Origin of the sequence: Sabulicella glaciei, from assembly GCF_026183895.1 — a bacterium.
GTDB classification, from domain to species: Bacteria; Pseudomonadota; Alphaproteobacteria; order Acetobacterales; family Acetobacteraceae; genus Roseococcus; species Roseococcus glaciei.
In genome coordinates this window covers 16,227-43,076 of the sequence record NZ_JAPFQI010000028.1, presented here as the reverse complement: position 1 = coordinate 43,076, position 26,850 = coordinate 16,227, and the positions used below count along the sequence as shown (strand labels likewise).

The window sequence follows — 26,850 nt, the reverse complement described above, 5'->3', positions numbered from 1 at the left end:
CCCGCGGGCGAGGCGCGTCCCGCCCGGTTTCAGCCCGAAGAGCCGGAACACCACCGCCCCCGCCAGGTTGATCCCCGCCAGTTGCAGCAGCAGCAGGAAGAAGGCCGACCGGACCATTCCCCATTCGCCCATCACGGCCCCGATGCCCACGAGCCCGGCAGGCGGCGCCAGGGAGGCCGCGACAAGCATGCCGGTCGCGGCCCCGCTCACGAGGCTGCTGCGCTCCGACTGGCACAGGTTGAGCGCGCCGGCGGCCCCGGCCATGAGCGGCAGGAGGATGGCGACGGAGGACACCATGCTCGTCGCGACCATGAGTTCCGTCGAGACCTGCTGGCCGAGGACAAGGGTCAGGAGGCCCGCCACGAGGATGGTGGTGGCGAGCGCCGCGAAATAGCGGCCCACCGCGCGCCCGAGCAGCACCGCGTCCCCCCTTGCGGTCGCGAGCGCCGCGTTCATCGCGGGGCCGGCGAATGGCGCGATCAGCATCGCGGCGGTGAGCAGATAGACCGTGTTGGTGAACAGGCCGGCCCAGACGACCACGCCGGCCGAGGCGGCATAGCCGAGGAAGCCCTTCCAGGAACCGACGCTCTGCAGGCCGCCGAGGACGATCTCGAGAGGGCTGCGCGACGCGACGTCCTGCACCTGCTCGGCCGCCTCCTCGGCGGGCGGGCGGAGGGGAAGCACGCCCTGCGGGGCCAGCGTGGCATGGAGGTCCGGCAGGTGTTCCAGCGCGTCCAGCAGTGGGCCGATCTCATGATTGGAAAGGCTCAACATCAGCAGGTCGACGGCGCCGCCTTTGGCGTCCCGCCCTTCCATCGCGGCGACGTTGACGGCGCCTCTCGCGGTTGCGGCGGCGAGAATCTCCTTCCCCCGGCCGCGCGGCGCATGGATCATGATTTGCCGCATCGCCTTCTCCTTTCGCCGCCGCGCCAGGTGGCGAAGGCGGTCCGGCGGGGCGTATCCCTCCGGCTGGTTTCGCGTTGAGCGGAGACCCAGAAGGAGGTCACCGCCATGCCCACTGGCTCCCACGATGGGACCCGCCGCGCGCCGATCGGCCCTTGGCTTGCGGCAACCGCATTCCTCGCCCTGACCGGGGGAGCGGCTCTGGCGCAGGTGCCGTCCGGCGCGCCAGTGGAACGCCGCGGCGGCACGAGCGATGCCACGACGCCTGCGCCGCCCCAGGCTCAGACCGTCTCACCGCAGGTGCGCGAGATCCCCCGCTCCGGCGTGATCCAGCCTCCGGCCGGCATCGATCCGGAGATCCGGGACTCCAACGTGCCTGTGCCGAACCCGGGCACGACGCCCGTGATCCCGCCCCCGGTGCCGCCTCAGGCACAGCCGCCGGTCCAGCGCTGAGCGGCGACTTGGCGAGCACCCAGTCCTGGGCTGCTCGCCGCCGTTCCAGTACCCCTGCCTTGCGCTCAGCCCTGTCGTTCTGCGAGGGGCAGTGCGATGAAGCTGCTGGCCTCGCCGCGCTGGATCTGCAGCGCCACCACGGGACGACCCGCCTGGCGCGCAGCCTCGACCGCCGCCACGACGTCGCCCGGTCCCTTGATCTCCTGGTTGCCGACACGAAGGATGACGTCGCCCGGCTGCAGGCCGCGCTCGGCCGCGGCACTATCGGGCGCGACGCGCGTCACCGAAGCGCCTTCGCCCCCGCCCTGCCGCGGCCCCAGGGCCAAGCCCAGCGCGCCCGCGCCCGGCTCGCGCGCCGGCCGCTGACCGCCGCGGGCGGCGACCTCGCGCCGGTCGGGCGGCGTGCCCAGGCTCACCGGCTGCTCGCGCCGCTGCCCGTCGCGGTTGATCGTCAGCGCAAGGTCAGCCCCAGGCCGCGCGGCGGCCACTGCGCCCGACAGGTCGCGCGGGCTGCGCACGGGACGGTCGCCCGCCCGCGTCACCACGTCGCCCGCCTTCAGCCCGGCACGGTCGGCGGGCGAGCCCGGCTCGACGGCGGCCAGGAGCGCGCCTCCCTCCTCGACGCCCAGCGCCTGGGCCAGCTCGCGGTCCAGCGGCTGCAGCGACACGCCGAGCCAGCCGCGCTCGACCTTGCCGTCGTCGCGCAGGTCCTCGATCACGCGCCGGGCCAACTGCGAGGGGACGGCGAAGCCAATGCCGATATTGCCACCCGAAGGCGAGAAGATCGCGGTGTTCACGCCCACGACCTCGCCACGGGTGTTGAAGAGCGGCCCCCCTGAGTTGCCGGGGTTGATGGAGGCATCCGTCTGGATGAAGTCGTCATACGGCCCGGCGCCGATCTGCCGGCCGCGGGCGGACACGATGCCCGAGGTGGCCGTGCCGCCCAGGCCGAAGGGGTTGCCCATTGCGAGCACCGGATCGCCCACACGAAGCGCATTGCTGTCGCCCCAGGGGACGGTGGGAAGGGAGGCGCCCACCTCGACGCGCAAGAGGGCGATGTCGGTCTGCGGGTCGCTGCCGACGACGCGGGCGGGCAGTTCGCGACCATCGGCGAGTTCGACCGTGACGCGCTCGGCGCTGCCGATGACGTGGTTGTTGGTCACGACAAAGCCGCTGGCGTCGATGATGAAGCCCGAACCCTGGCCCATGGCGCGGCGGGGCTGCTGCCCGCCCGACCCGCGGCCGCTGTTGCCGCCGCCGCCGAAGCGGCGGAAGAACTCCTCAAGCGGCGAGCCGCGCATCTCGGGCGGCACCTCGCTTTCCGCCACCTGCGCCCGGCCCACCACCGTCACCCGCACCACCGCAGGCGCCACCCGCTCGACCAGGTCGGCGAAGTTGTGCACCGCCACCTGAGGGGCAGTGTTCTGGGATTGGGCAGGGCCTGGCGGCACGACCAGAAGGCCGCACGCCAAAAGTCCCGTGGAGATCATCTTGCGACTGCACGACATGGCAATTCCTTCAACGCGATTGGCCTTCCCTGGCGGGACGAGCGCTTCCTGACTTGGCGAGAAGTCGGGTGAGGCACCGCCGCCTTCGTCGAAAGACGCAGTGAAACGAGGGTGGACCGCAGCCACGCCCCTTAAGCGGCATGTGGAACGCATCATGACGACATGGGTTCGACGGCTCAGACCCTCCGTTCGCCGAGCGTAGCCTTGTTCGCTGCGCCCGCTCATGAAAGGGCTGTCACGCCCAGCTTCTGGCCGTTGCTTAGGTGAAACGGTTCCGAACTCGGCTCGTTGTGCTGCGATCACCATCAGCCGAGGGGACAGCATGCCGATCTCCCGCGACAGCATTGCCGACATCTGGGGCGAACGGACGCCTTTCCACGGTGAAGGCCAGTGGCCAGCGCGCGTGGATGAGCGAACCCTGGCCGAGCCCGAGCGCTGGGTGCAGTCGGCCTGCGTGCTGTGCTCCAACGGCTGCGGCCTCGATATCGGCGTGAGAGATGGTCGCATCGTCGGGGTTCGCGGGCGGGAGAAGGATACCGTCAACCACGGACGGCTCGGCCCGAAGGGGCTGCATGGTTGGGAGGCCCACAACAGCCCGGATCGCCTGCTCCGCCCCCTGATCCGCGACGGCGGCACGATGCGGGAAGCGAGCTGGGACGAGGCGATGGAGCTGATCGTCCGCCGCTCCCGCGAGATCCGCGAGACCTACACCTCGGGCGCGATCGGCTTCTACACCACCGGTCAGCTGATGCTCGAGGAGTACTACACGCTCGGCCTGATCGGCAAAGGCGGGCTCGGCACCTCGCACATGGACGGCAACACCCGGCTCTGCACCGCTACGGCGGCGGCCGCGCTGAAGGAGAGCTTCGGCTCGGACGGGCAGCCGGGAAGCTATCACGACATCGACACCACAGACTGCATCCTCCATTTCGGGCACAACATCGCCGCCACCGACACGGTGCTCTGGATGCGCATCCTCCACCGGCGCCGCGGTCCCAACCCGCCGAAGCTCGTGGTGGTGGACCCGCGCCGCACCGCGACCGCCGCCGAGGCCGATGTCTGGCTCGCGCCTCATGTCGGCACGAATGTCGCGCTGCTCAACGGGCTGATCCACCTGCTGATCCGGGACGGGCATGTCGACCGCAGCTTATCGAGCAGCGCACGCTGGGCTTCGAGGAGCTGCGCGAAACGACAGCGGAGTATCCTCCGGAGCGCGTGCAGGAGATCACCGGCGTTCCGCCGCACCTTCTCGAGGAGGCGGCGCGGCTGATCGGCGAGGCGCCCACCCTCGTCTCGACCTGCCTGCAGGGTGTCTACCAGTCCAACCAGGCCACCGCGGCGGCCTGCCAGATCAACAACATCAACCTGCTCCGCGGACTGATTGGGCGGCCCGGCTGCGGAATCCTGCAGATGAACGGCCAGCCCACCGCCCAGAACACGCGCGAGACGGGCGCGGATGGCGACCTGCCCGGGTTCCGCAACTGGGACAACATGGCGCATATCAAGGATCTGGCGCGGATCTGGAACCTGGAGCCGCGCCAGATCCCGCACTGGGCCCCGCCGGCCCACGCGCTGGAGATCTTCCACCTCGCCGAGACCGGCCCCATCCGCATGTTGTGGATCCAGTGCACCAACCCGGCGGCCTCGCTGCCCGACCTTGGACGCATCCGCTCCATCCTGGAGCGGCCAGACCTCTTTGTCGTGGTGCAGGACGCCTTCATGACCGAGACGGCGCGGCTGGCCGACGTGGTGCTGCCGGCCGCGATGTGGGGCGAGAAGACCGGCACCTTCACCAACGTGGACCGCACGGTGCACATCTCGCACAAGGCAGTCGATCCGCCGGGCGAGGCGCGGTCGGATTTCGACATCTTCCTCGACTACGCGCGCCGGATGGATTTCCGCGACAAGGACGGGGCGCCGCTGGTCAAGTGGCGGACGCCTGAGGAATGCTTCGAGGCATGGAAGGAATGCACGCGGGGCCGGCCTTGCGACTACACCGGCTTCAGCTACGCCAAGCTGACCGGCGGTTCAGGCATTCCCTGGCCCTGCAACGAGCAGCATCCGGATGGCGCCCCGCGCATCTACGAGGACCACGTCTTCCCGACCGACCCCGATTATTGCGAGTCCTTTGGACACGACCTTCAGACGGGCGGCGTGATCACGCCCACGGAGTACGAGGCACGCAGCCCGGCGGGGCGCGCTTTCCTCAAGGCCTCGCATTAGCTGCCCGTGCCCGAGCAGCCGGATGACGACTATCCCTTCATGCTGACGACCGGGCGCTTGGTCTATCACTTCCACACCCGCACCAAAACCGGACGTGCCGCCGGTCTGCAGAAGGCGGCGCCCGAAGCCTTTGTCGAGATCTCGCCGGAGGATGCTGCGCGGCTCGACGTCGCGGATGACGACATGCTCCGCGTCACCTCCCGCCGCGGCGTCCTGGAGGCGCCGGCGAAGATCGGCGACATCCACGCGGGCCACGTCTTCGTGCCGTTCCACTACGGCTACTGGGACGATCCCGGCCGGGCGAGGGCAGCAAACGAGCTGACCAGCTACTCCTGGGACCCAGTCAGCAAGCAGCCGCACTACAAGTTCGCTGCTGTGAAGATCGAGAAGCTTGCCTCCCCGCGATCCGCGCAGCCGGAGGATATGGACGCCGCCAAGAACCGGCAGGGTGTGCTGGAGGCGATCGGCAGCGCCGCGCGATCGGCCTACAAGGCCGCGGCGGAGACGATCGCGCCGCCGCGCGCGCATGTCGCGGATTACATCGGCCTTTTGCAGGCGAGCGAGAAGATCCTCGCCGACGCCTTCGAGCAGGTGAAGGCCAACCACCCGAAGGTGCCGGATATCGAGTTCGAATGCAGCCTCTTCGCGCAATGGTCCCGCCAGGCGGCGGAGGAACTGCAACCCTTCCGCGACCGCTACGGCACGGAGCAGGAGGGCGAACCGCAGCGGCTGGAACGGGTGCTGGTGAAGCGGCGCGGGACCTCAAGCGGCTTCACCCTGGTCCGGGACCTGCACGACCTGTTCCTGCTGACCAATGAGAGCCTAATCTCCGTCACAATCCTGCACCAGGCGGGAATGGCGCTGCGCGACGAGGATCTCGAGAAGACTCTCGAGGACATGCGGGAAAGGAACAGCCGCCAGCGCCGCTGGATCCACACCCGCGTCATGCAGGCGGCACCGCAGGCGCTCGTGGTGCCGGAATGAGCGCGCTGAAGCTGGCCGCCGCTGGCCTGTCTGCGCTGGTCATCGGCCTGATCGGCCTCCTCGGCTGGTGGGCTGGCCAGCCCTGGCTGCTGCCCAGCCTCGGCCCGACGATTGCGCTGCAGGCCGCCTCGCCGGAGTTGCCGGCCTCAAAACCAAGGCATGTGCTCGTCGGCCATGCCATCGGCCTCGCGGCTGGCCTCGTCGCGGTCTATGTCACGGGCGCCTATGCCGATCCTTCGGTGGCGGGCGCGGATGCCCTCACCCTCGCCCGCGTCGCGGCCGCCGCATTGGCGGTCGGCCTCGCCATGACAGGGGAAGTGCTGGCCCAAGCCTCGCATCCTCCAGCTCAGGCGACCACGCTGCTCGTCGCCCTCGGCGCCGTCGAGCCGACCATCAAAGGGGCGGCGAGCGTGGTTTGCGGGGTTCTGCTGGTCGCGGCTTTTGGCGAGGCCATTCGCCGGCTGCAGGCCAGGGCCTGACGTGCCGTTCGCGAAGAGACCGTCCCGCGGCCATCCCTGCAGAATAGCTGCTGCCAGAACACGACATGCCACTTTCTTGTAGGCCCAGCGCTGGTCGAGCTGCATGTCGCGGTCGCCGAAGAGAAATGCAGCCGCATGGCTTCGCAGCATGAAAGCCGTGAGACAATGCTGGCCTCGTCGCGGTGGGGAGGCAATCAGCCGATGAAGGCTTTGGACGGCTAGGCAGCCAACAAGAAGCCCGAAGGAGCCCTTGCCGCCTGAGCCCTCTCCGCCCACCCAATCGCTTTGGAATCCGGACCCGGCGCTGATGAAGCCAGGGTCAAATCCGGTAGCGCGCTCTTGCCGAGCCGTGCCAGGGTGCCACAGTCCGATGAGACGCAAGAAGCAAGGGAAGGTAACGTCCATGTCATCGAGCCGCCGCTCTCTGCTGCGCGGCGCGGCTGCCCACGGCGCCGCGTTTCTTCTCGCCGCTCCAGCTCTGGCCCAGGGCGATCCGGGGCGCTACCCCGACCCAGCAGTCGAAATCCTCGACCCTTCCTTCGGTCGGTATCGCCTCGTCCTCGCCGCCGTCGAGCGCTTGGCCACGGGCTTCCGCTGGAGCGAGGGGCCGGCCTGGTTCGGCGACCAGCGCTGCCTGATCTGGTCGGACATCCCGAACAACCGCCTGATGCGCTGGCACGAGCCCACGGGCCTCGTGGACGTGTTCCGCGAGCCGTCCAACAACAGCAACGGCAACACGCGCGACCGCCAGGGGCGGCTCATCACCTGCGAGCACCTGACGCGCCGCGTGACGCGCACCGAGCCCGATGGCCGCATCACCGTCATCGCCGACCGCTTCGACGGCAAGCCGCTCAATAGCCCCAACGACGTGGTGGTCCGGAGCGACGGCTCCATCTGGTTCACCGATCCGCCTTTCGGCGTCCTCGGCTTCTATGAGGGCGAGCGGGCCGAGCCGGAATTGCCAACGCACATCTACCGCGTGGATCCCGGCAGCGGCCAGGTGACCGTGGCGACCGCCGAGATCAATCGACCCAACGGCCTCGCCTTCTCGCCGGATGAGCGCACGCTCTACGTCGTGGAAGCGGCCGCGACGCCGCGCGTGATCCGCGCCTTCGACGTCGCGGGGGATGGGCGGCTGACGAACAACCGTATCTTCTTCCAATGCCGCGATGGCGAGACGCCGGATGGGTTCCGCGTGGACGTGGACGGCAACCTCTGGTGCGGCTGGGGCATGGGCACGCCGGAGCTGGACGGCGTGCGCGTCATCAACAAGGACGGTGCCTCGATCGGGCACATCCACCTGCCGGAGCGCTGCGCGAACGTCGCCTTTGGCGGGCGACACCGCAACCGCCTGTTCATGACGGCAAGCAAGTCGCTCTACAGCCTCTACGTGAACACGCAGGGGACGCCCTACGGCTGACGCGGGCCATGAGCCGCCGTTCCGGTGGCTTGCGCGGGGGCGCCGTGCCGGGCAGCGTCCTCCGTGGAGGTACGCGGACTCATGGCACGACGGCTTTACGAGCTTTGTGGGAAGGACCCTGCACGGGTGTTCAGCCCCTATTGCTGGCGCATCCGCATGGCGCTCGCCCACAAGGGTCTGGAGTTCGAGAGCGTTCCCTGGCGCTTCACCGAGACGGAGCGCCTCGCTTTTGCGAATCACGCGCTGGTCCCGGTGCTAGTGGATGGAGAGCGGGTGGTGGCCGATTCCTGGGCCATCGCCCTGCATCTCGAGGAAACCTACAAGCAGGCGCCCGCGCTGTTCCGGGGCGATCCCGACACCTACCGCTTCCTGGTGGCCTGGAACGACAGCATCCTGCAGGGAGGGCTCGCGCGCTTCATCGTGTCGGACATTCCGTCCCTGCTGGGTGATGCGGAGCGCGCCTATTTCATCGAGAGCCGCGAGAAGCGGTTCGGCAAGCCCTTGCACGAGGTGACGGCGGGACGCGAGGAACGCCTGCCGGAGTTCCGCGCATCCCTTCAGCCGCTTCGCGTCGCGCTCAGATCCGCACCCTTCCTCGGCGGCGCAACGCCCGATTACGCCGACTACGTCGTGCTGGGTTCCTTCATGTGGGCACGCGGCGTGAGCCCCCTGCGGATCTTGGAGCCGGGCGATGCCGTCCATGCGTGGCGCGAAAGGATGCTCGACCTGCATGGCGGCATGGCACGCGGCGCGCCCTGCTTCGGCGCATGAACAGGGAGACGTCTCTATGAGCCAGGACAGGCTGGACGCATGACGGCGCTGACGGGGATCCGCGCCTGCGTCTTCGACGCCTATGGCACGCTCTTCGACTTCGGCACGGCGGCTTCCGGCTGCGCGGAGGTGCCGGATGACAGGAGGGCGGCCCTCACCACCCTTTGGCGTGACAAGCAGCTTCAGTATTCCTGGCTGCGCGCCTTGCAGGGTTTTTACGTTCCGTTCTGGCAGGTGACGGGCGAGGCGCTGGACCATTCGCTCGAGACGCTCGGCCTTGCGGAGGATGACAGCCTTCGGGAGCGGCTCCTCGATCTTTACCGGACGCTTGGCTGCTTTCCCGAGGTGCCTTCGGTGCTGGAGGCCCTGCGGCAGGCCGGCCTCGTGACCGCCATCCTTTCCAACGGCTCGCCCGACATGCTCGCGAGCGCCGTCGAGGGGGCGGGTCTTTCCGAGGCTTTCAACGCTGTCCTGTCGGTGGACGAGGTGAAGACCTTCAAGCCGGACCGACGCGTCTATCAGTTGGCCGTCGACCGCCTCGGTGTCTCCGCGGACGCCATCTGCTTCCTGTCGTCCAATGCCTGGGATGCGCATGCGGCCGCGGCCTTCGGCATGCGGGTCATCTGGTGCAACCGGCAGGGGCAGCGCCCCGACCGGCTGCCGGGAGAACCCTGCCGCGAGATCCGCACGCTGGCCGAACTTCCATCCCTTCTGGAGAGCTACCGATGACCCTGCCGGAGATCCGCGAGGCCGATGCCCCACCGGAAGCCGCCCGCATCTATGACGGGATCCGGGCGGCTTCCGGTCTCCCGCTGGTCAACCTGATCTGGCGGCACTTCGCCGCGCTTCCCGGCGTCCTGCCCTGGGCGTGGGAAGTTGCGGGCCCGGTCGTGCGCTCTGCGCAGATGGACGCGGCGCGGCAGCGGCTTGCTGCTCGGCCATCCCTGCCGGCCCTGGCCCCCGTCGACTGGAACTCGGTGGGCTGCGGCGAGGCGGAGATCGCGCGAATACGGGCCATCGTGCTTGCCTATACGCGGGGCAACCTCACGAATCTCCTCGCCCTCACCGCCCTGCGGATGCGGCTGCAGGAGCCCGATGCCCCGGCCGCCCGCCTGGAGCCAACGCCGGGGATTCCCGCTGCGCCGGACCCGATCGACCCGCTGCCGCGCCTCGCGGAGCTTGGTCCTGGCGTCGCTCGTGCCGTGCAGGCCCTTTCGTCCCGCCACGACGTCCGCCCCGGCGTGATCCCGAGCCTGTACCTGCATCTGGCGCCTTGGCCGGCCATCCTCGACGCCCTTCCGGTCTGGCTGGGTCCGCTCTACGCGCCCGGCGCGTTGGAACAAGCAAGCGCGGCGATCCGGCGCCACGCCGAGGAGGAGGCGCGCCTTCTGATGCCGGGCACCACCCCGCCGCCGGCCGGAAGCGGGGCGGAAATCCGCTCGGCCCTGGACGAGTTCACGGGGCGTGTCATTCCGGACCTGTCCACCGTCTGCCTTGCCCTGCACGGCCTTCTTCCGCAGCAAGGCGGCGAATTTCCAGCCGGGATGCCAGGCTAGTCCCGCAGCGCGACGACCTCACGCCGCATCGCCATGTCCATGCCTGCCAGGTAGCGCAGGCGGAGTTGGCCCATCGCCTCCGTGGCGGTCAGGTCGCGGCCTTGTGGGCGGAAGATGCGCGAATTGGCGGCGATCGCCGGCGCAGCAATCACCTCGCTCGCGGGGCGCGCGGGTTCCCTGCGCACGGCGTCGAGGAGACGGAGGCCCCCCTGCGTGCCCAGCACGTGCATCGCGTAGAGGGCGTCGGGCGCGGCCTCGCTGCCGAAGCGACCCCGGAAGCGTGCGGCATTGAAGCGGGCCGTTTCGGCTGCCAGGGATGCGGCAAGGCGCGCGTCGCCACGCAGGTCCAGGACGCGCGACAATTCCTCCTCCGATGCCATGCCGAACCGGCCCTGGCGCTGGGTGATCCGGCCCGCCAGCTCACCCAGCCCATGGGAATGGCCGAAGCGGCGCACGGCGAGGAGCCAGGACTGCTCCGTGAACTGCATGAGCCCCACCGCCGAGGAGCGGCTGTTGCGGGCCGAGGCGCGCAGGCTGCTCTCGCTGGCGGCGAAGGCCAGGAGGACCGTGCGGTCAATGCCGGTCTGGACCGCGGCGGCCTGCGTGGCGTTCGTGATCTCGTCCAGCCCCCCACGCGATCCTGCACGGGCGGCGGAGGAAGCGCGAGGTGGTGCGGCCGGCGAGGGGTTCTGAGCGCCGGCAGCCGCCGATCGGTGCTCTGACGCAGGACGCGGCGCTTCCAGGGCCGAAGGCGGCCACTCGCGCAGCGCGTAGCCGGCCGCGAAGCCCAGCGGCAGCACCGCCAGGCAAATGGCAATCAGGGTCCGGGGCTGAAGCAGCCGGTCGGTGGGACGGTGGATGTTCTGCATTCTTTCTCATGCGCGATGTGGGTCGCGCAGAGGGGTCGGACAAGGTCCATGCCTCGTCAGGGACCGGATGCCCGTGCCGTTGGGCGGCGGAGCTCCTTGCCTCCAGCCATGCGCTTCATCGGGCTGGCTTGAATGGCCCCGACCGGATCCAGGAGGCGAGGAACAGGACGGCCTGCCCTCCGCACGCGCTCATGACCGGGGCCAAGCTGGGCCTTACCGGCCCGCGCCCCTGCCTCAGCCTGCGCGGCTGAAGGCAGAACGGCAGGTGGCTTGGAGTCGACGGCCGGGTTCGGTGCCGAGGGGCCGCGGCAGGACTAGCCGGGCTGGTCTGTCTTTGCCCGGCTGGCAGCCAGTTCCCGCCGCAGGGCTCGCAGCTCCTCGAAGCGGCGCGTCACGTCCCGCAGGATCGCGGCCATGCCCTCCATCCGACCATCGGGCGCATGGAGCGGCACGATGGTGAACTCGAGTGAGATGCGGCCACCATCCGCGCGTAGGCCTGGAACGGCGAGCAGTTCGCCAGCGCCGTAGCGGCTCTCGCCCGTATGCATGACGTGCCGGAAACCGGCCCAGTGACGGGCCCGCTGCGGCTCTGGAATGATGATGTCGAGCGACTGGCCGAGCGCTTCTGCGGCGGGAAGGCCGAAGATGCGCTCGGCTCCCGGGTTCCAGAAGCGGATGATGCCGTCCCGGTCGGCCACGATGATGGCGTCGGATGCCGTGCCGAGCAGCGCGCGGCCCACACGGTCGAGTTCCCCAGGGCTCAGTTCCCCACCACTCACGGCGTTGCCTCCTCTTTGGCCCGCTGGTGCATTCTGTTGAGGCGCGCAGCGCCCCCGTAATTGCCCGATGCGTTGGAGCAGCATGCGTCTCGGCAAGAGTGCGCGTCCAGGTGGGACCGCCTGGGGCCGGGTTCCCAGCAGGCGCATCAGACCTCCTCCATGATCGAACGCGGGTCCTTGCCCGGTTCTGCTCCACGGTTCCAGCATCGCGCCCTGGCAGGCGGAGAAGCGCGTCAACACGGGTTTCAGTCGCGGTGGCGCTTCAACCGTCCGGTCTCGTGCCCCTGCCAGCACCGGGCGCAGCGGGAAACGGTGTAGGCGAGGGGCGAAGCTCCTTGCCTCCGTGAAGGACTGCGCGACCTGGTCCACGCTGCAGGAGAGCGTGCGCACCCGGCATCGCGAGCAGCGTGCTCTGCCGGGAAGTGTCGCGCCCTATTCGACGGTCACATTGGCCGTGCGGATGACTTCGGCCCAGCGCGTCACCTCCGATCGCAGCAACTCGCTCGTCTGGGCGGGATTGCGACCTTCCGCGAGGAGGCCGATCTCGCGGAGCCGCGCCGTCATCGCCGGTTCGCGGACGATGCGCGTCACTTCGGAGGAAATCCGCTCGACGATGGCAGGTGGCGTCCCCGCGGGCGCGAGCAGCATGGACCAGGTGCTGACGGCGAAGTCAGGAATGCCCTGCTCCTGGATGGTTGGGATGTTGGGAGCGAAGGCCGCGCGCTCGCTACTTGCGATGCCCAGCGCGCGGATGGTCCCGGCCTCGAACTGAGGGGCCAGTGCGGAGTTGACGTCGAACATCGCGCCGATGTTGCCGGCCATGAGGTCCTGGAGCGCCGGCTGGGTGCCGCGATACGGTGCGTGGACCATGCGGATCCCGGTGCGCATCTTCAGGAGTTCCATGGCGAGATGCGCGGTCGAGCCGATGCCGCTCGATCCATAGGTGATCGCGTCGGGCCGGCCCTTCGCGTGCTCGATGAATTCCTGAAGCGTGCTGGCCGGAAGGCTCCGGCCACCGGCGAGGACCAGGGGCGAGGTGGCGACGAGCGAGACGGGCGTGAAGCTGGTAATCGGGTCGAAGGGCATCTTCCCGGCCTGGAGCGTCGCGTTCGCCGCATGCGCGGGAAGCACCATGACGAGCGTATGCCCGTCAGGCGGGCTGGAAGCCGCCACCCCCGCGCCGAGGATGCTGTTCGCACCGGGCCGGTTCTCCACCACCACCGGCTGCCGCAGGGCCCGCGAAAGCGGCTCCGCGACCAGGCGCGTGGAAAGATCGGTGAAGCCGCCGGGCGTGTAGGGAACGATGATCCTGACCGGCCGCGTCGGGTAGTCGGAAGCGCGGGCCGAGCCTGCGACGCTGGCGCCGCCGCCGCCAAGGAGGGCGAGTGCCGCGCGGCGAGGCAGGATCGCCCTCTTGGTGATCCGGTCGATCATTGGCGTTTCTCCCATCTGTTTTGCCGCCCTGCGGTGCGGTTTCTCCGCCTCAAGGGAAGGACGGCTCCTGCCATGGTCCCCGCCCCCGGCGAGAAAGGGAAGTGGGGCACGACAGGTCAGGACGGATTGCGGTCGCTGACGATGTCCAGCCGGGCCGTCACCTCAAGGCGGATGCGGCCGCGCGCCGGGCGATGCAGGCGGAGCGGCGCACGCTTGTCCTCAAGTCTCCGCTGCAGGAGGAGAAGCCGCGTTTCGAGGTTGTCCTTCAGTTCGGGCAGCCGCATCCCGGCATCGGCCCGGATCTCGCGGTTCGTGAAGTCGATGCGGCCGGAGGCCGAGTGGGCATCGAGCATCCACATCAGCAGCCGGCCGGGGACGCCCTTGACCAAGTACTGATGGTCGATGAACACGCTGTCGTCCTGCGCGTGGTGCACCACCTGCGCGGAACGGCCCCGTGCGACCTCCGCTTGGCCCGACGGGGCGAGGGGGGTGGCGTCCCCCGCCTCGGCCTCGGCCAGCGCAATCGCGAGGCCGAGTTGCCGGGCCACCAGGGAAAGCACGAGGCCATCCTCGGCGTCGAAAGCCATCCGCCTTTTGCTTTCCAGGAACAGCACGCCCTGTAGCCGCCCCTGCGCTTCCATCGGCACGGCGATCTGGCTCATCGCGTCCGGCACGCGCGGCAGGGCAACCGAACGCGTCCGCGCCTCCTGCTCGGAACCGGCCAGGATGGCGGCGCCGTAGCGGCGCAGGCGGCTTGCGTCCCCCACGCGCACCGGGCGTCGGTCCTGCGCGGCCAGGCCGATCAGCCCCTCGCCCAGCGGCACCTCGGCACCGATGCCGCTTGTCCCGTAGCCGCGGCTTCCCAGCGCGACGAGACAGCCACGGGCTGGCTCGTGCAGCAGCAGGAGCGTCGCCTCGTGCCCGAAGGCGGAGGCTAGCGCGTCGAGCACGGCGTCCACCATGCCGCCCAGCGCGGTCGCGCGCATCAGCGCCTCGGTCACCGCCAGCGCGCGCGCGAGGCTCTGGCCGGAAGGCGGGCCCGGCGGCGCGGCCTCCCTGTCGCTCTGCACCTGCCGCACGTCGAGGACATCGAAGATGTCGATGGCGCGCAGCCGCATCACGTCGGCCATGCCGAGCTGCACGCTCGTCGCGCGCAGATCCGCGGCCATGCGGTCGAAGGCCGGGCCGCCCTGCACGCTCCCGCGATAAAGGATGTCGAGCCGATGCTGCGTGCCGTTCCGCGGGTCCACGATCAGCAAGGCGGCACGTGGATTGCCGCGCAGATTGGCCGAGGTCTTGGAGAAGAACTGGTTCGAGAGCGCGACCTGCGCGTCGCCGAGCCGCGCGACATGCGAAAGATAGGAGACGTTCGGCGTGCCGTCGGCAGCCAGCGTGCAGAGGATGGAGGGGACCACGCCCTCGAAGCAGGCATCGAGAAAGGAGAGGGACGTCATCCGGTGCGCTCGGCCAGGGCATGGCCAGCCCGGGGGCCCGGCGTCTGCACGAAAGCCTGCTGCGGCCGGATGCGCAAGGCCACCAGGTCGCGCTTGGACCGCCACGGCGCCGTGAGTTCGGGCGACATGCCGAGCCCTGCCAGCACCTCGGCGATCTCGGCGGCGTAGCGCGCCGCGCGGGCGTGGAGCGCTGGCGTGAGGGGGCCGATCCACTCCACCTGCCCCTTCACCTGATACGTCACGTAATCGGTGGGCCGGGCAAAGGTGATGGCGATGGTCCCGCTCTCACGTGCCTGCGACACTGTCCGGGGCCACTGCCAAGCGGAGACGACGAGGTGCAGGGCGGCGCCGCCTGCCTCGACCAAGGCACCGAGGCCGCGCCCGATTTCCGGCACGCCCCCAAGCCCGGTTCCGACGATGATCATGACCGGAGACTCAAGGAAGCCGGCCAGTTCCGCGTCGATCAGGCAGCCCGGGGCAGATTGCATGCGGAGAGGCTAGTCGAATAGGAAAATCTTAAGAAGCGAGAGGGCCACTTAAGGAAGATTTAGGAAGCGGCCACGCAGCCGGCGAGGCTAAGCCCAGCCCACGATCTTCCGGCAGAGGAGCCCCGGCATGAGCAACGAAACTCCTATCCCGATGCCGCAGCGCGCGGTGGCCATCATCGGCGCAGGTCCGGCGGGCCTTGTGGCCGGCGCGTGGTTGGCGCGCCAGGGCTTCGAGCCCGTGCTGTTCGAGGCGGCGGACGAGCTGGGTGGCCAATGGAACGCGGCCTCCCCGATGAGCGGCGCCTGGCCGGGCATGCACACCAACACCAGCCGCGTCATGACCGCCTTCGCGGAGCTGGACCATGCGCCAGGAACGCCCGCCTTTCCGACCCAGGAGGAGATGCTCCAGTACCTCCGCCGCTACGCTGCCCAGGCTGGGCTGCTGCCGCGGCTGCGGCTCGGAACGCGGGTCGAGTGCCTCAGCCGATCGGAAGCGGGGCAGGGGTGGATCCTCCGCTCGCGAGGGGGCGGGGAGTTCCGCGTCGAGCATTTCGCGCGCGTCGTCGTGGCCACGGGCCGTTACAACTCGCCTTCGATTCCGGAGGTCCCTGGGCTCGGCAGCTTCGCCGGCGCGGGCGGCGTCAGCCATGGCTTCGATTACGCCGGCCCGGCAGCGTACCGCGGCCGCTCGGTGGTCATCGCCGGATGTTCGATCAGCGCGCTGGAAATCGCCTCGGAGCTGGCACTGGCTGGGGCGCGCCGCGTGACCGTGACGCTGCGCCGGCAGCGCTACGTCCTGCAGAAGCTGACGGGCGGGGTCCCGACGGACCATGTCGCCTTCACGCGCTTCGCCGCATTGGCCGGGGGCGCCCTGCCGCCCGCCGCAGTGGCGGAGGGGCTGCGCCGCCTCGTGGTGTCGAGCGCCGGCAGCCCAGAGCAGGCCGGGGCGCCGCAGCCGGACGCCGACATCTTCGCCGCTGGGCTGACGCAGTCGCAGCACTACCTGAGCCTCGTTGCGGAAGGACGGATCCGCGTCCGGCCCTGGATCTCCGAGGTCGCAGGGCAGCGTGTGGGTTTTGCCGATGGCAGCGCGGAGGCCGACACGGACGCGCTCATCTTCGGGACCGGCTACCGCCTCTCGCTCCCGTTCCTGGCGCCGGAGATCCGCCAGGCGCTGGACCTGGACGACCAGCATATCGACCTGCACGACCACACCTTCCACCCCGAGCTGGACGGCCTCGCCTTTCTCGGCCTCTTCGACCAGGCAGGACCCTACTTCCCCGTGCTGGAGCTGCAGGCCCGGTGGCTGGCCTATGCATGGTCCGGCGTGGTCGCTCCCCCGGGTCCCGCGGCCATGCGCGAGGGGATTGCTGCCTGCCGCGCGGGGCGAGGCGGGCCGCAAATGTTGCCCATGCATGCAATGGCGCTGCTTTTCGCGCGGAATGCCGGCGTCGAGCCGGACCCGGACCTTTGGCCGGAGCTTCGCCGCGCCCTGCTTTTCGGCCCGCTTTCGCCGGCCTCGTTCCGGCTGACGGGACCGGACCGGCGCAGCGACGCCGCGGCACGGACCCTGGCCGACGCCGCCCGTTTCGGATGCGTCTCCTCACCGGAGATGACGGCAGAGGAAGCGGCGCGATGGGAAATGGTCCGGTCGCTTCTCCAGGCGGACGCGGCCTGATCCGGAGCTGCGGCGCGGGATGCCGCTAGGTCCCCGCCGCCACCGACCCCTGGTGGCGAGAAGGGTCCATGCTCCTGCCTGCGATGCGGAGTCCTCCGGCTCGTGGGCGGGCGCTATCCCGTGCGACCCGCCTTCACGTGCTTGCCGACGCAGTGCTGCTGCGCCTTCATTTGCATCCTGCGCGCGAAGAGGCATTCCCAATCACTGCGGATTGGGCTTCAACCGAAGGTGCTCGCCGAGCGAGTGATTTTGGAAGGGATGAAACCATGTCGAAGGCGCTTATTGTCGAGACGATCAAGGCCAACGTCGAGATCAGCGGGGTCGCCGCCACTCGCCTGGCCGGCGAGATCCTGGGGGCGCTGCGCGACGAGCTGGTGAAGGAGGGCCGCCTGGCCTTGCCGGAGATCGGCTCGCTGACGGTGCGTGAGCGTGCCGCGCGCTCGGGCTTCAACCCGCGCACGCAGGAAAAGATCAAGATCAAGGCCGGTGCGGCGATCAAGTTCCGCCCCTCGGTGTCGCTCAAGACGGACGCCATGGCGGGGCTCAAGAAGGCCAAGCGCAAGGCCGCCAAGGGCTGACGTATTCGTCCCAGCGGCCGCCAGGGCGGTGGCCGCTGGTCTCGCCCATCTCGATGTCGTGCCCATCGACGCAAACCGCTCAGGGATGAGATCTGCCTGAGAGCTCGCGGAGGTTTCTCCGACGACCATCAAGCGCGTTGCTCCCGCCGCCGCGCAGGCCGAGGCGTCTGGTTTCCTGAGCCCGCAGACGACTCCGCTCGATCCTGCACCGCGCCCATCCGCCGCGCGGCATCTTGGAAGCGCCTCGCGGCCCGGCCGCCGGAGGCCGAGCTTCGATCAGGGATGCGCTGGCGCTTGTGTAGACTCCGACAAAACAGCCCATACTGCCCGAAACCGAAGGAGCGCCGGTTCCATGGCCAGGGAGATGCGGACATCCGAAAGCCCTCGTGCGCCACGCCAGGACCTTTGGAGCCGTGCATCCTCCCGCCCCAGCGAGGGAGAGGCCTTGTCCAGCGAGGCGCTTTTCCAGGCCGTCGGCGACAATGCCTACGAGTTGGACCGGGAATTTCGCTTCCTGTCCTTCAACGCCAATTGCGAGCGGTACTACGGGATCTCGGCGGACCGGGCATTGGGCGGCTCGATCTTCGACGTGCTTCCCGGCGCCCGCGAAAGCACGCTCGAGGCGCTTCTGCGCTCCGCCATGGCATCGGGTCGTCCGGTCCGGGTGGAGATGGGGGGCGTCGTGCATCCCGGACGCTGGCTGGAGGTGACAGTCTTTCCCACGGCGCGCGGACTGGGGGTCGCCTTTCGTGACCGAACGAAGGAGCGCCTGGCGGTCATGGCTCTCCAGGAAAGCGAGGAGCGCCTGCGCCTCGCGCAGGAGGCGGGGGATGTCGGGCTTTGGGACTGGGATCTCCGGACGGGAAAGGTCTTCTGGTCCGATGTCTACCGCCGGATCTGGAGCATCCCGCCCGAGGTGACGGAACCCAGCCTCGACATGTTCTCCGCCGCCCTCCATCCCGAGGATCGGGAGCGGGTACTCGCGCGGCTCTTCCAGGCGCTTCACGATCCGGCGCTCCGCTCCTACAGCGACGAGTTCCGCGTTCCGCGCGCCGGCGAGGGCGACCGGTGGGTCCTCGCCCGCGGCGAGATCACGCGCGACCCCCTGTCCAGGATCGCCCTGCGTGTCACCGGCGTCTCCATCGACGTGACGGATCGGAAGACCGCCGAGGAGGCCTTGCGCGAGAGCGAGCGGCGTCTCCGCCTCGCACAGGAGGCGGGAGGGGTCGGCTCCTGGGATTGGGATGTGGTGACCGGTCATCTCCACTGGTCGGAAAGCTGCCACCGGATCCATGGAACGGATCCTTCCGTCCCGGTCACCTTCGAGACCTGGAGCAGTGGCATCCACCCCGACGACCGGGAGGGTGTGCAGGTCATGCTGCAGGAGTCGCTCGCGAGCGGAAGCCGAAGCTGGGCGATCGAGTTCCGCTACCGCCGCTGGTCCGACCAGTCGCTCCGCTGGATCGGTGGCCGCGGCAGCATCCTGCGTGATGCCGAGACGGGTGCGCCGCTCCGCGTGCTGGGCGTCGCGCTGGACCTCACCGAACGCAGGGAGGCTGAAGAGAAGCAGCGGCTCCTGGCGCGGGAGCTCGACCATCGGGCCAAGAATGCGCTTGCGGTCGTCCTGGCCGCTGTGCGCCTGACGTCGAAGGCGGACCCGGCCGCCTTCGCGGCTTCGATCGAGGGGCGCGTGGAGGCCCTCGCCCGAGCGCATACGGTGCTGGCCGAAGGCCGCTGGGCGGGAGCAGACCTGCGCGCACTTGCCCAGGCCGAGCTTGACGCCTTCTCGCCCCACGACGCATCGCGAGGTGGCGAGGCGTCCCGCGTGCTGCTGGAGGGTCCTGAACTGCAGCTCGACCCTTCGGCGACGCAGGCTCTCGCGATGGCGCTGCACGAGTTGGCCACCAACGCGACCAAGTATGGCGCGCTGTCCGGGCCAAGCGGGCAGGTGCGGCTGCGCTGGGAGGTGGATGAGGCAGCAGACCTCCTCGCCCTGACATGGGAGGAGAGGGGAGGGCCGTCGCCCGCCGGGCCGCCCGCGCGCGACGGGTTTGGGACGCGGGTGATCCAGGCGACGCTGGCGGACCAGTTGGGCGGCAAGGTGCAGCGGCACTGGGAGCCTCAGGGGCTCCTTTGCGAGGCGCAGTTGCCCCTCGACGCCGTCGCCCCGCTCCGCGCCAAGCGCGTCCCCGGGCCACGCTAGCGTGTGAGAGGCTCGGTGCTGATGAAGAACGCCCTTGAGTGCGACTTCCTGGTGATCGGCGCCGGGTCGGCCGGATGCGTGCTGGCGGGCCGCCTTTCGGAGAATCCGGGCGTCCGTGTGGTGCTGCTGGAGGCTGGCGGCAAGGACAGCGACCCGCTGCTTCTCGTCCCCGCCGCGGTCGGGCGCAACGTGGAGGCCCCGCAGCACAATTGGAACTACCAGAGCGAGCCGGAGCCGGAACTGAACAACCGGACCGTCTTTTGCGCCCGCGGAAAGGTTTTGGGCGGCTCCAGCTCCATCAACGGCATGATCTACATCCGCGGCCATCCCCGCGACTTCGACGACTGGCGGCAGCGTGGATGCACCGGCTGGTCCTATGACGAGATCCTGCCCTTCTTCCGCAAGGCGGAGCGGAGCGAGCGCGGCGCCGACGAGTTCCACGGTGACGATGGGCCGCTTCATGTCAGCCTGGGCCGCCCGGTTCCCCCGATCTGCGAGGCCTTCCTCGCCGCCGCGGCGGCCGAGGGCTACCCGGTGCACGTGGATTTCAACGGGGTCAGCCAGGAAGGCTTCGGGCATTACGACCTGACCACCCGCCGTGGCCGAAGATGGAGCACCGCCAGCGCCTATCTGCGACCGGCCATGAGCCGGCCCAACCTTTCGGTGCTGACCCGCGCCAAGGTGCTGCGGCTGGTCCTGCGGGATGGCCGCGTCACCGGCGCCGAGATCCTGCGGGACGGCGAGCCGATGCGGATCGAAGTGGCCAGGGAGACGGTGCTGGCCGCCGGCGTCTTCAACTCGCCCAAGCTCCTGATGCTGTCCGGCATCGGCCCCGCGGAGCATCTGATGCAGCAGGGCATTTCCGTGCTGCTGGACCGCCCCGCGGTGGGCGGCAACTTGCTCGACCACCTTTCCTACCGCATGCACTACGCCTGCCGTGGCCCGGTGACCGCCTACGCGCACACGAGGCCGTTGCGCGGCGCGAAGGCGCTGCTGGACTATGCGCTGTCCGGACGCGGCATCATCGCGAACACGCCCTTTTCCACCGGCGGCTTCTTCCGCTCCAGCGACGATCTGGAAATTCCCGACATGCAGCTGGGCATGGCCATCGGCCTCATGCCCGCGCGCGGCCGCTGGCCCGAGCGCGAAGGCTTCACCGTCACCATCCGCCAGGGGCGCCCGAGCAGCCATGGCACGGTTCGCCTCCGTTCCTCCGACCCGCGCGCCGCTCCCCTCATCGCGCCGCGCTACCTCAGCAACCCGGCCGATCTGCCCGTGCTGCTCCGCGGCATCCGCCGCATCCGCCATGTGCTGCTGGGCCCGGTCCTCGCGCCCCACATCGAGCGCGAGATGGTGCCCGGTCCCGAGGGCGACGAGGATGCGGGGCTGATCGAGAGCATTCGCGCCGTCTCGAACACCACGCATCACTTCGTCGGCACCTGCCGCATGGGCGGGGATCCGGATTCCGTGGTTGATCCCGAACTCCGCCTGCGCGGGGTGGATGGGCTGCGCGTGGCGGATGCCTCCATCATGCCGGCCCACATCAACGGCAACACCAATGCCGCGACCATCATGATCGCCGAGAAGGCCGCCTCGATGATCGCGGCGCGCTGGGCCTGAGCGGGGCGTGCCCGAAAGCGTTGGCGCCGGCGCTTCGAGCCGGGATAGGCTCCGCGGCACAAGCTTTTCCGGAGGGCTGAACGAATGCATCGCCGCTCACTGATGAAGGGCACCGCCGCCTTTGGGGCCGCGCTCGCCGCACCGGGCGTCGCCTTCGGCCAGACGCGCACGTTGCGCTTCATCCCGCAGATCGACCTCGCCTTCCTGGATCCGCACTGGACCACGGCCAACGTCACCCGCAACCACGGCTTCATGGTATTCGACACGCTCTACGGGCATGACGAGAACTTCGTCGCCCGCCCGCAGATGGTTGAGGGCCACACCGTGGAGGATGACGGGAAGCGCTGGACCATGCGCCTTCGCGAGGGGTTGGTCTTCCACGACGGCGAGCCGGTGCTGGCGCGGGATTGCGTGGCGAGCATCCGCCGCTGGGCCGCGCGCGACGCCTTTGGCGGCGCCCTGATGCGCACCACCGAGGAGCTTTCCGCGCCCGATGACCGCACCATCGTCTTCCGCCTGAAGAAGCCCTTTCCCCTGCTGGCGGATGCGCTGGGCAAGTCCACGAGCATGATGCCCGCCATCATGCCGGAGCGCATCGCCCGCACCGATCCGGGCACGCAGATTTCCGAGGTGATCGGCAGCGGTCCTTACCGCTACGTCCCTGGCGAGCGGCTGCAGGGCTCGCGCAACGTCTATGCGCGCTTCGACCGCTACCGCCCGCGCGATGGCGGCCCGCCGCTCGGCACCGCCGGCCCCAAGGTGGCGCATTTCGACCGCGTGGTCTGGACCACCATTCCGGACGCCTCGACGGCTGCCGGCGCGCTGATGGCAGGCGAGCAGGATTGGTACGAGCAGGTGGCGCACGACCTGAAGCCGATGCTCGCCCGCGCGCGCGGCGTGCGCCTGCAGGTGCAGGAGGAGACCGGCACCATCGGCATGCTGCGGCCGAACCACACGCAGCCGCCCTTCAACAACCCCGAGATCCGGCGCGTGCTGATGCGCGCCATCGATCAGCCCGCCTACATGCAGGCCATCGTGGGCGACGACCGCGCCTCCTACCACGTGCCCACCGGATTTTTCTGCCCCGGCACGCCGATGGCGAGCGAGGTGGCGCTGGACCCGCTCCGCAACCCGCCCGATTTCGAGGCCGTGAAGCGGGATCTGGTCGCGGCCGGCTACAAGGGCGAGAAGGTGGTGCTGCTCGTTCCGACCGACTACGTCACCATGCGGGCCATGGGCGACGTGGCCGCCGACATGCTTCGCCGCGTCGGCGTGAACCTGGACTACCTCGCCACGGATTGGGGCACGATGCTCCAGCGCCGCAACAATCGCGGCCCGGTGGAAAGCGGCGGCTGGAGCCTCTTCGTCACGAGCTGGACCGGCACGGACTGGATCAACCCGGCGACCCATATCTCGATCCGCGGCGTGGGCGCCTCCGGCTATGCCGGCTGGAACGAGAGCGCGCGGCTCGAGGCCCTGTACAACGCCTGGTTCGACGCACCCGACCTCGCCGCGCAGCAGGCCATCTGCCAGGACATCCAGCGCGTCTGCATGGAGGAGGTGCCCTACTACCCGCTCGGCCAATTCAAGCAGCAGACGGCCCTGCGCGGATTGCGGGACCTGCAGCCGGGCTTCAGCAAGTTCTGGGGTGTCCGGCCGGCCTGAGGCCACGCGCCAAGCGGTCCCAGCCCTCCCGTCACTGGTGCCCGGAGCACCGCCGGGCGCGGGAAAGACCGCGCCTTGACGGCACCCGGGCGGGCCGGCGATGAGTCGGAAAAGGGGAACGGCGCCATGGACGGAATCCTGACCGACGCTTCGGAGAAGGCGGCAGCCACCACCTGGCTCGGCGATTTCGAGGCAGCATTGGCGTCCGGCGAGGCCGCGCGCCTCGCGGCGCTCTTCGCCGAAGAATGCCACTGGCGCGACATCCTGGCCTTCGCCTGGGACCTGCACACGGTTTCGGGTGCCGCATCCATCGCGGAACGGATGGTGCCGGCGCTCGGACGCATGGCGCCGCGCGAGATGAAGCTTGCGCAGGGTCGCACGCCGCCACGGCGCGTGAGCCGCGCGGGCACGGAGGCGGTCGAGGCGATCTTCACCTTCGAAACCTCGGTCGGCCCGTGCCACGGCGTGGTGCGCCTGGTCCATGAAGGTGGAAAGCCACGCGCCTGGACCCTGATGACCGCGCTGGATGAGATCCGCGGCCACGAGGACCCGGCCAATGGCCAGCGCTGGCAGGATGTGGACTGGAAGCGCAACTTCGGCGGCGAGAACTGGCTCGACCGGCGCGAGAGGGCGCGCGCCTATGCCGACCGCGATCCGGCCGTGCTGGTGGTGGGCGCGGCGCAGGCCGGGCTGTCCGTTGCGGCCCGGCTGACCCAGCTTGGCGTGGACACGCTGGTCGTGGACCGGGAGGCGCGGATCGGCGACAGCTGGCGCCGTCGCTACCACGCGCTGACGCTGCACAACGAGACGCGCGTCAACCACCTGCCCTACATGCCCTTCCCACGCTCCTGGCCGGTCTTCATTCCCAAGGACATGCTGGCCAACTGGTTCGAGATCTACGCCGAGGCGATGGAGCTCAACGTCTGGACCGGGACCGAGCTTGCGAGCGGGACCTGGGACGAGGAAGCCGGCTGCTGGGATGTGCTGCTGCGGCGCGCGGATGGCGGCGAGCGCCGCATGCGGCCGCGCCACATCGTCTTTGCCAACGGCGTCAGCACCACGCCGGTCATGCCAGACCTGCCAGGCCTTGAGGAGTTCCGCGGCGCAGTGCGGCATTCCGGCGGCTATGGCAGCGGGCTGGACTGGAAGGGAAAGCGCGCGCTGGTGGTTGGCACTGGTACGTCGGGCCATGACGTGGCGCAGGATCTCTCGGTATCAGGAGCGACGGAGGTCACGCTGGTCCAGCGTAGTCCCACACTCGTCGTCAGCCTGAAGGAGGCGCAGGCGCCCTACGCGCTCTATGACGAGGACATCTCCTTCGAAGACAAGGACGTGCTCGCCACCTCCTTCCCGTTCCCGGTCCTGCGCCGCGCGCACCAGATGATGACGGCAAGGAACCGCGAGGCAGACCGCGCGCTGCTGGAGGGACTGGAGCGGCGGGGCTTCCGCCTGACCTCCGGGGAGGACGGCACCGGCTGGCAGGTCATGTATCAAAGCCGCGGCGGCGGCTATTACTTCGACGCCGGCTGTTCCCAGTTGGTCGTGGATGGCCGTGTCGGGCTGATCCAATACGCGGAGATCGACCGTTTTGGGCCCGAGGGAGCCACCATGAAGGACGGCTCGGTGCGGCCCGCCGACCTGATCGTGCTAGCCACTGGCTACGAGGGCCAGGCGGCGGCGGCGCGGCGGATCCTGGGCGATGCGGTGGCGGACCGGATAGGCCGCGTCTGGGGCTTCGACGAGGAGGGCGAGCTGCACGGCATGTGGCGCCCCACCGGCCAGCCGGGCCTGTGGTTCCATGCGGGAGGGCTGGCGCAGTGCCGCATCTACTCGAAGGTGCTCGCGCTGCAGATCAAGGCGCGGGAGCTCGGCATCGCCTCCTGAGCGGAGCCCCGCCGGGGTTCCGGCAGAGCCCCTGATGCTCAAAGCGTCTTGAGGTACTCGACGATGTCGCGGCGCTGCTGATCGCTCAGCTCCGGCCCGATCGTGCCATTGCCGAGCGGGCCGTTGCGGAACTCGTGACCGCGGTTGGAATTGCCGGGCAGGCTGGTGTCGAAGCGGAAGGTGCCGCGGCTTTCTGCAGCAACGAAGCCGACATTGCGCGGGTCGAACTGCCGGCTGCCGACATGGAAGACGGCGTCGCGCCGCTCGGCGGGTAGCAGCATCTGGTAGAGGTTCGGCACCGCGCCATTGTGCAGGTAGGGCGCCGTCGCCCAGATGCCGTTCAGCGGCCGGGCGCGATAGGCCGCCGGCGCGCGCCATTCATTGGGGCGGTTGCCGTTCATCTCCAGCCGGCCGGGACGGACATTGCCCGCCGCATCGACCCAGCTTCCACGCTCAGGCACGTTGTTGGCGTCGTAGAAGGCGTTGATGACATCCGTCGTCGCCTCCTGCAGGCCCTGGGCCGCGGAAACGCGGCGGCCATTCGGCAGGGTGGCGGTGCGGTTGACGAAGTTCATCGCCGCGCGTGGGTCCGTGCCGATGCGGTCGAGCGGCACCATGGTGATGCGCGGTATCCCCGCGCCCTGGGCGGCCGGGTCCCAGGGCTGATGGCAGCCGGCGCAAAGCTGCGCGAACTGGACGCGGCCACGCTCCGCCGCCGCCCGGTCGATGGGGCCGAGCAGATCCTCGGGCCAGGCCGGCGCGCGCAGCCCTAGCCCGGGCGCAGGGCCGGCGAGCATCGTCTCCATGTCGTAGATGTTCTGCACGCGGACGGAGCTGCGATGGATCGGCTCGGCCGGGCCGCCGGTCGGCTTGACGATGGCCCGCACGCCCATCGCTTCCGCGACGTTGCGGCCCATCGGCTGCCGGATCGCGCCGTTGTACTGCACCCAGTCGAACCAGGGCGCGTCCCAGAGCCCGGGATAGCTGACCGGCGCATCGGCGACCGCGAGGTTGTTCGGCATGTTCGGCAGCGTGGCGAAGACGAAGTTGGCGCCGCGACCCAACGCGTCGAGCCGCCCGAACCCCTCGGTCACCGGGTAGAGGCGCCGCCGATCCGCCAACCCCGCCTCCGTGCGCCCGCGATCGAGCGCGAGGCCGAGGCGGCGATGCAGCGCCGCGCGCGTCTCCTCCGTGTTCGGCTGGCCGTTGCGCGCGAGCACGCTCTGGGCGAAGCGCGCGAAGCGCGGCTCGGACCCGTAGGTCAGGAACAGCGCGACGCCGATCTGGTCCTGGAAGGCGCCGACATCGGCCATGGAGGGACCGCCCTCGATCCGCACGGCACGGCGGCCATACTCGATCTGGCCCGTGTGGCAGGCGGCGCAGGTGAGGCCGACCACCACCTCTGGCTCCTCCGACCCTTCCTGCACGCCGAATTCGTCGCGCGCGAAGCCGACGGGCAGCCCGTCCGGGTTGATGGCGGAGCGAGGCGAAGGCAAGAAGCCGAAACGCGCCATGTAGGCGGGGGAGGCGAAGGGCGGCGCGGCGGAGGGCCAGCTCAGGAAGGGCTGCTCCAGCGCCAGGAACCACGCATAGGGCATCAGCTTCGTGCCCTGCGACGTGTGGTGGAACCAGCTGCGCTGCTCGTCCGTCCAGTTCTGTCCGGCTGCCGGGACGACGCTGTCCGGCATCTCCCGTTCGGGCAGATAGCTGGCGCAGCCCAGTCCCGTGAGAACGAGCGCGGCCGCCGCGGCCAAAGAAATGCGCTTGCCCATGCTGCCGTCCTCCCGCGTGCCGTGCCATCAGGCAGGCCGCACAGCAGCGATCTGCCCATGAATTGGGACGAACCAAGCGCCGCAGGGCCGATGGATGGCGCCTGCCGTTTGCTTTCTACCCCTGCGCGC

Annotated in this window: 23 protein-coding genes; 15 read left to right on the top strand and 8 right to left on the bottom strand. The window is 69.7% G+C overall.

All coding sequences use genetic code 11. The features are described 5' to 3' along the window. Positions 1 to 906: DUF389 domain-containing protein (locus OF850_RS21570; RefSeq protein ID WP_301592395.1), on the bottom strand; the 906-nt coding region annotated here is incomplete at its 3' end. 105 nt (positions 907 to 1,011) lie between these two features. On the opposite strand from OF850_RS21570, the gene OF850_RS21565 reads away from it, so the two are divergent. Beyond that, the gene (locus tag OF850_RS21565; protein ID WP_301592394.1) at positions 1,012 to 1,356 is read left to right on the top strand and encodes a hypothetical protein; all 345 of its coding nucleotides are present in this window, start codon (positions 1,012 to 1,014) and stop codon (positions 1,354 to 1,356) included. 65 nt (positions 1,357 to 1,421) lie between these two features. Here OF850_RS21565 and OF850_RS21560 read toward each other — a convergent pair whose 3' ends face one another. Beyond that, a complete protein-coding gene (locus OF850_RS21560; RefSeq protein ID WP_301592393.1) occupies positions 1,422 to 2,765 on the bottom strand; it encodes a Do family serine endopeptidase in 1,344 nt (447 codons plus the stop codon). 421 nt (positions 2,766 to 3,186) lie between these two features. Between OF850_RS21560 and OF850_RS21555 the strand changes: the two genes are divergently transcribed. From OF850_RS21555 to OF850_RS21520, 8 genes are all read left to right on the top strand, one after another. Then, positions 3,187 to 4,134: a molybdopterin oxidoreductase family protein gene (locus OF850_RS21555; RefSeq protein ID WP_301592392.1), complete on the top strand. Its 948-nt coding sequence runs from the start codon at positions 3,187 to 3,189 to the stop codon at positions 4,132 to 4,134. Next, complete coding sequence (locus tag OF850_RS21550; RefSeq protein WP_368044717.1) at positions 4,080 to 5,087, top strand: molybdopterin-dependent oxidoreductase; 1,008 nt, start codon at positions 4,080 to 4,082, stop codon at positions 5,085 to 5,087. Before OF850_RS21555 ends, OF850_RS21550 begins: the two co-directional genes overlap by 55 nt. A gap of 6 nt (positions 5,088 to 5,093) precedes the next feature. After that, positions 5,094 to 6,071 (top strand): molybdopterin dinucleotide binding domain-containing protein, encoded by a 978-nt coding sequence (locus tag OF850_RS21545; protein ID WP_301592391.1) that lies wholly within the window; start codon positions 5,094 to 5,096, stop codon positions 6,069 to 6,071. Next, on the top strand, positions 6,068 to 6,550 hold the full coding sequence (locus tag OF850_RS21540) for an HPP family protein (RefSeq protein WP_301592390.1): 483 nt from the start codon (positions 6,068 to 6,070) through the stop codon (positions 6,548 to 6,550). Before OF850_RS21545 ends, OF850_RS21540 begins: the two co-directional genes overlap by 4 nt. Before the next feature lie 403 nt (positions 6,551 to 6,953). Then, a complete protein-coding gene (locus OF850_RS21535) occupies positions 6,954 to 7,970 on the top strand; it encodes an SMP-30/gluconolactonase/LRE family protein (RefSeq protein WP_301592389.1) in 1,017 nt (338 codons plus the stop codon). An 81-nt stretch (positions 7,971 to 8,051) separates the two neighbouring features. Next, positions 8,052 to 8,741, top strand: coding sequence for a glutathione S-transferase family protein (locus tag OF850_RS21530; RefSeq protein WP_301592388.1), 690 nt, complete (start codon positions 8,052 to 8,054; stop codon positions 8,739 to 8,741). A gap of 39 nt (positions 8,742 to 8,780) precedes the next feature. Further along, positions 8,781 to 9,470: a haloacid dehalogenase type II gene (locus OF850_RS21525; RefSeq protein WP_301592387.1), complete on the top strand. Its 690-nt coding sequence runs from the start codon at positions 8,781 to 8,783 to the stop codon at positions 9,468 to 9,470. Next, on the top strand, positions 9,467 to 10,297 hold the full coding sequence (locus OF850_RS21520) for a hypothetical protein (RefSeq protein WP_301592386.1): 831 nt from the start codon (positions 9,467 to 9,469) through the stop codon (positions 10,295 to 10,297). The genes OF850_RS21525 and OF850_RS21520 overlap by 4 nt, the downstream gene beginning before the upstream one ends. On the opposite strand, the gene OF850_RS21515 is transcribed toward OF850_RS21520, so the two are convergent. The 5 genes from OF850_RS21515 to OF850_RS21495 all read right to left on the bottom strand — a co-directional run bounded on the left by OF850_RS21515 (position 10,294) and on the right by OF850_RS21495 (position 15,321). Beyond that, the gene (locus OF850_RS21515) at positions 10,294 to 11,166 is read right to left on the bottom strand and encodes a transglycosylase SLT domain-containing protein (protein WP_301592385.1); all 873 of its coding nucleotides are present in this window, start codon (positions 11,164 to 11,166) and stop codon (positions 10,294 to 10,296) included. The two genes, OF850_RS21520 and OF850_RS21515, sit on opposite strands and share 4 nt — an antisense overlap. Positions 11,167 to 11,480: 314 nt before the next feature. Continuing rightward, positions 11,481 to 11,945 carry a PAS domain-containing protein gene (locus OF850_RS21510; RefSeq protein WP_301592384.1) on the bottom strand — a complete coding sequence of 155 codons (465 nt, stop codon included), beginning with the start codon at positions 11,943 to 11,945 and terminating at the stop codon, positions 11,481 to 11,483. Positions 11,946 to 12,377: 432 nt separating this feature from the next. Further along, complete coding sequence (locus OF850_RS21505) at positions 12,378 to 13,379, bottom strand: Bug family tripartite tricarboxylate transporter substrate binding protein (RefSeq protein WP_301592383.1); 1,002 nt, start codon at positions 13,377 to 13,379, stop codon at positions 12,378 to 12,380. A 116-nt stretch (positions 13,380 to 13,495) separates the two neighbouring features. Then, entirely contained in the window at positions 13,496 to 14,833 is a 1,338-nt protein-coding gene (locus OF850_RS21500; RefSeq protein WP_301592382.1) for a GAF domain-containing protein, read from the bottom strand. Then, the gene (locus OF850_RS21495) at positions 14,830 to 15,321 is read right to left on the bottom strand and encodes a hypothetical protein (RefSeq protein WP_301592381.1); all 492 of its coding nucleotides are present in this window, start codon (positions 15,319 to 15,321) and stop codon (positions 14,830 to 14,832) included. Before OF850_RS21495 ends, OF850_RS21500 begins: the two co-directional genes overlap by 4 nt. Before the next feature lie 127 nt (positions 15,322 to 15,448). Between OF850_RS21495 and OF850_RS21490 the strand changes: the two genes are divergently transcribed. From OF850_RS21490 to OF850_RS21465, 6 genes are all read left to right on the top strand, one after another. Next, a complete protein-coding gene (locus tag OF850_RS21490; RefSeq protein ID WP_301592380.1) occupies positions 15,449 to 16,999 on the top strand; it encodes a flavin-containing monooxygenase in 1,551 nt (516 codons plus the stop codon). A gap of 266 nt (positions 17,000 to 17,265) precedes the next feature. After that, a complete protein-coding gene (locus OF850_RS21485; protein ID WP_301592379.1) occupies positions 17,266 to 17,577 on the top strand; it encodes an HU family DNA-binding protein in 312 nt (103 codons plus the stop codon). A 445-nt stretch (positions 17,578 to 18,022) separates the two neighbouring features. Continuing rightward, positions 18,023 to 19,780, top strand: coding sequence for a PAS domain-containing protein (locus OF850_RS21480; protein ID WP_301592378.1), 1,758 nt, complete (start codon positions 18,023 to 18,025; stop codon positions 19,778 to 19,780). 21 nt (positions 19,781 to 19,801) lie between these two features. After that, positions 19,802 to 21,400 (top strand): GMC family oxidoreductase, encoded by a 1,599-nt coding sequence (locus OF850_RS21475; protein WP_301592377.1) that lies wholly within the window; start codon positions 19,802 to 19,804, stop codon positions 21,398 to 21,400. 84 nt (positions 21,401 to 21,484) lie between these two features. Then, positions 21,485 to 23,065 (top strand): ABC transporter substrate-binding protein, encoded by a 1,581-nt coding sequence (locus OF850_RS21470; RefSeq protein ID WP_301592376.1) that lies wholly within the window; start codon positions 21,485 to 21,487, stop codon positions 23,063 to 23,065. A 126-nt stretch (positions 23,066 to 23,191) separates the two neighbouring features. After that, entirely contained in the window at positions 23,192 to 24,949 is a 1,758-nt protein-coding gene (locus OF850_RS21465) for a flavin-containing monooxygenase (RefSeq protein ID WP_301592375.1), read from the top strand. Positions 24,950 to 24,987: 38 nt separating this feature from the next. Here OF850_RS21465 and OF850_RS21460 read toward each other — a convergent pair whose 3' ends face one another. Then, positions 24,988 to 26,721, bottom strand: a complete 1,734-nt coding sequence (locus tag OF850_RS21460) for a di-heme-cytochrome C peroxidase (RefSeq protein ID WP_302474543.1) — start codon at positions 26,719 to 26,721, stop codon at positions 24,988 to 24,990. Positions 26,722 to 26,850 lie beyond the last annotated feature (129 nt).

Coding starts and splice junctions, on each gene's coding strand:
- OF850_RS21565 (WP_301592394.1), top strand. CDS start 1,012: ATGCCCACTGGCTCCCACGATGGGACCCGCCGCGCGCCGATCGGCCCT.
- OF850_RS21555 (WP_301592392.1), top strand. CDS start 3,187: ATGCCGATCTCCCGCGACAGCATTGCCGACATCTGGGGCGAACGGACG.
- OF850_RS21540 (WP_301592390.1), top strand. CDS start 6,068: ATGAGCGCGCTGAAGCTGGCCGCCGCTGGCCTGTCTGCGCTGGTCATC.
- OF850_RS21535 (WP_301592389.1), top strand. CDS start 6,954: ATGTCATCGAGCCGCCGCTCTCTGCTGCGCGGCGCGGCTGCCCACGGC.
- OF850_RS21530 (WP_301592388.1), top strand. CDS start 8,052: ATGGCACGACGGCTTTACGAGCTTTGTGGGAAGGACCCTGCACGGGTG.
- OF850_RS21525 (WP_301592387.1), top strand. CDS start 8,781: ATGACGGCGCTGACGGGGATCCGCGCCTGCGTCTTCGACGCCTATGGC.
- OF850_RS21520 (WP_301592386.1), top strand. CDS start 9,467: ATGACCCTGCCGGAGATCCGCGAGGCCGATGCCCCACCGGAAGCCGCC.
- OF850_RS21515 (WP_301592385.1), bottom strand. CDS start 11,166: ATGCAGAACATCCACCGTCCCACCGACCGGCTGCTTCAGCCCCGGACC.
- OF850_RS21505 (WP_301592383.1), bottom strand. CDS start 13,379: ATGATCGACCGGATCACCAAGAGGGCGATCCTGCCTCGCCGCGCGGCA.
- OF850_RS21500 (WP_301592382.1), bottom strand. CDS start 14,833: ATGACGTCCCTCTCCTTTCTCGATGCCTGCTTCGAGGGCGTGGTCCCC.
- OF850_RS21495 (WP_301592381.1), bottom strand. CDS start 15,321: ATGCAATCTGCCCCGGGCTGCCTGATCGACGCGGAACTGGCCGGCTTC.
- OF850_RS21490 (WP_301592380.1), top strand. CDS start 15,449: ATGAGCAACGAAACTCCTATCCCGATGCCGCAGCGCGCGGTGGCCATC.
- OF850_RS21485 (WP_301592379.1), top strand. CDS start 17,266: ATGTCGAAGGCGCTTATTGTCGAGACGATCAAGGCCAACGTCGAGATC.
- OF850_RS21475 (WP_301592377.1), top strand. CDS start 19,802: ATGAAGAACGCCCTTGAGTGCGACTTCCTGGTGATCGGCGCCGGGTCG.
- OF850_RS21470 (WP_301592376.1), top strand. CDS start 21,485: ATGCATCGCCGCTCACTGATGAAGGGCACCGCCGCCTTTGGGGCCGCG.
- OF850_RS21465 (WP_301592375.1), top strand. CDS start 23,192: ATGGACGGAATCCTGACCGACGCTTCGGAGAAGGCGGCAGCCACCACC.
- OF850_RS21460 (WP_302474543.1), bottom strand. CDS start 26,721: ATGGGCAAGCGCATTTCTTTGGCCGCGGCGGCCGCGCTCGTTCTCACG.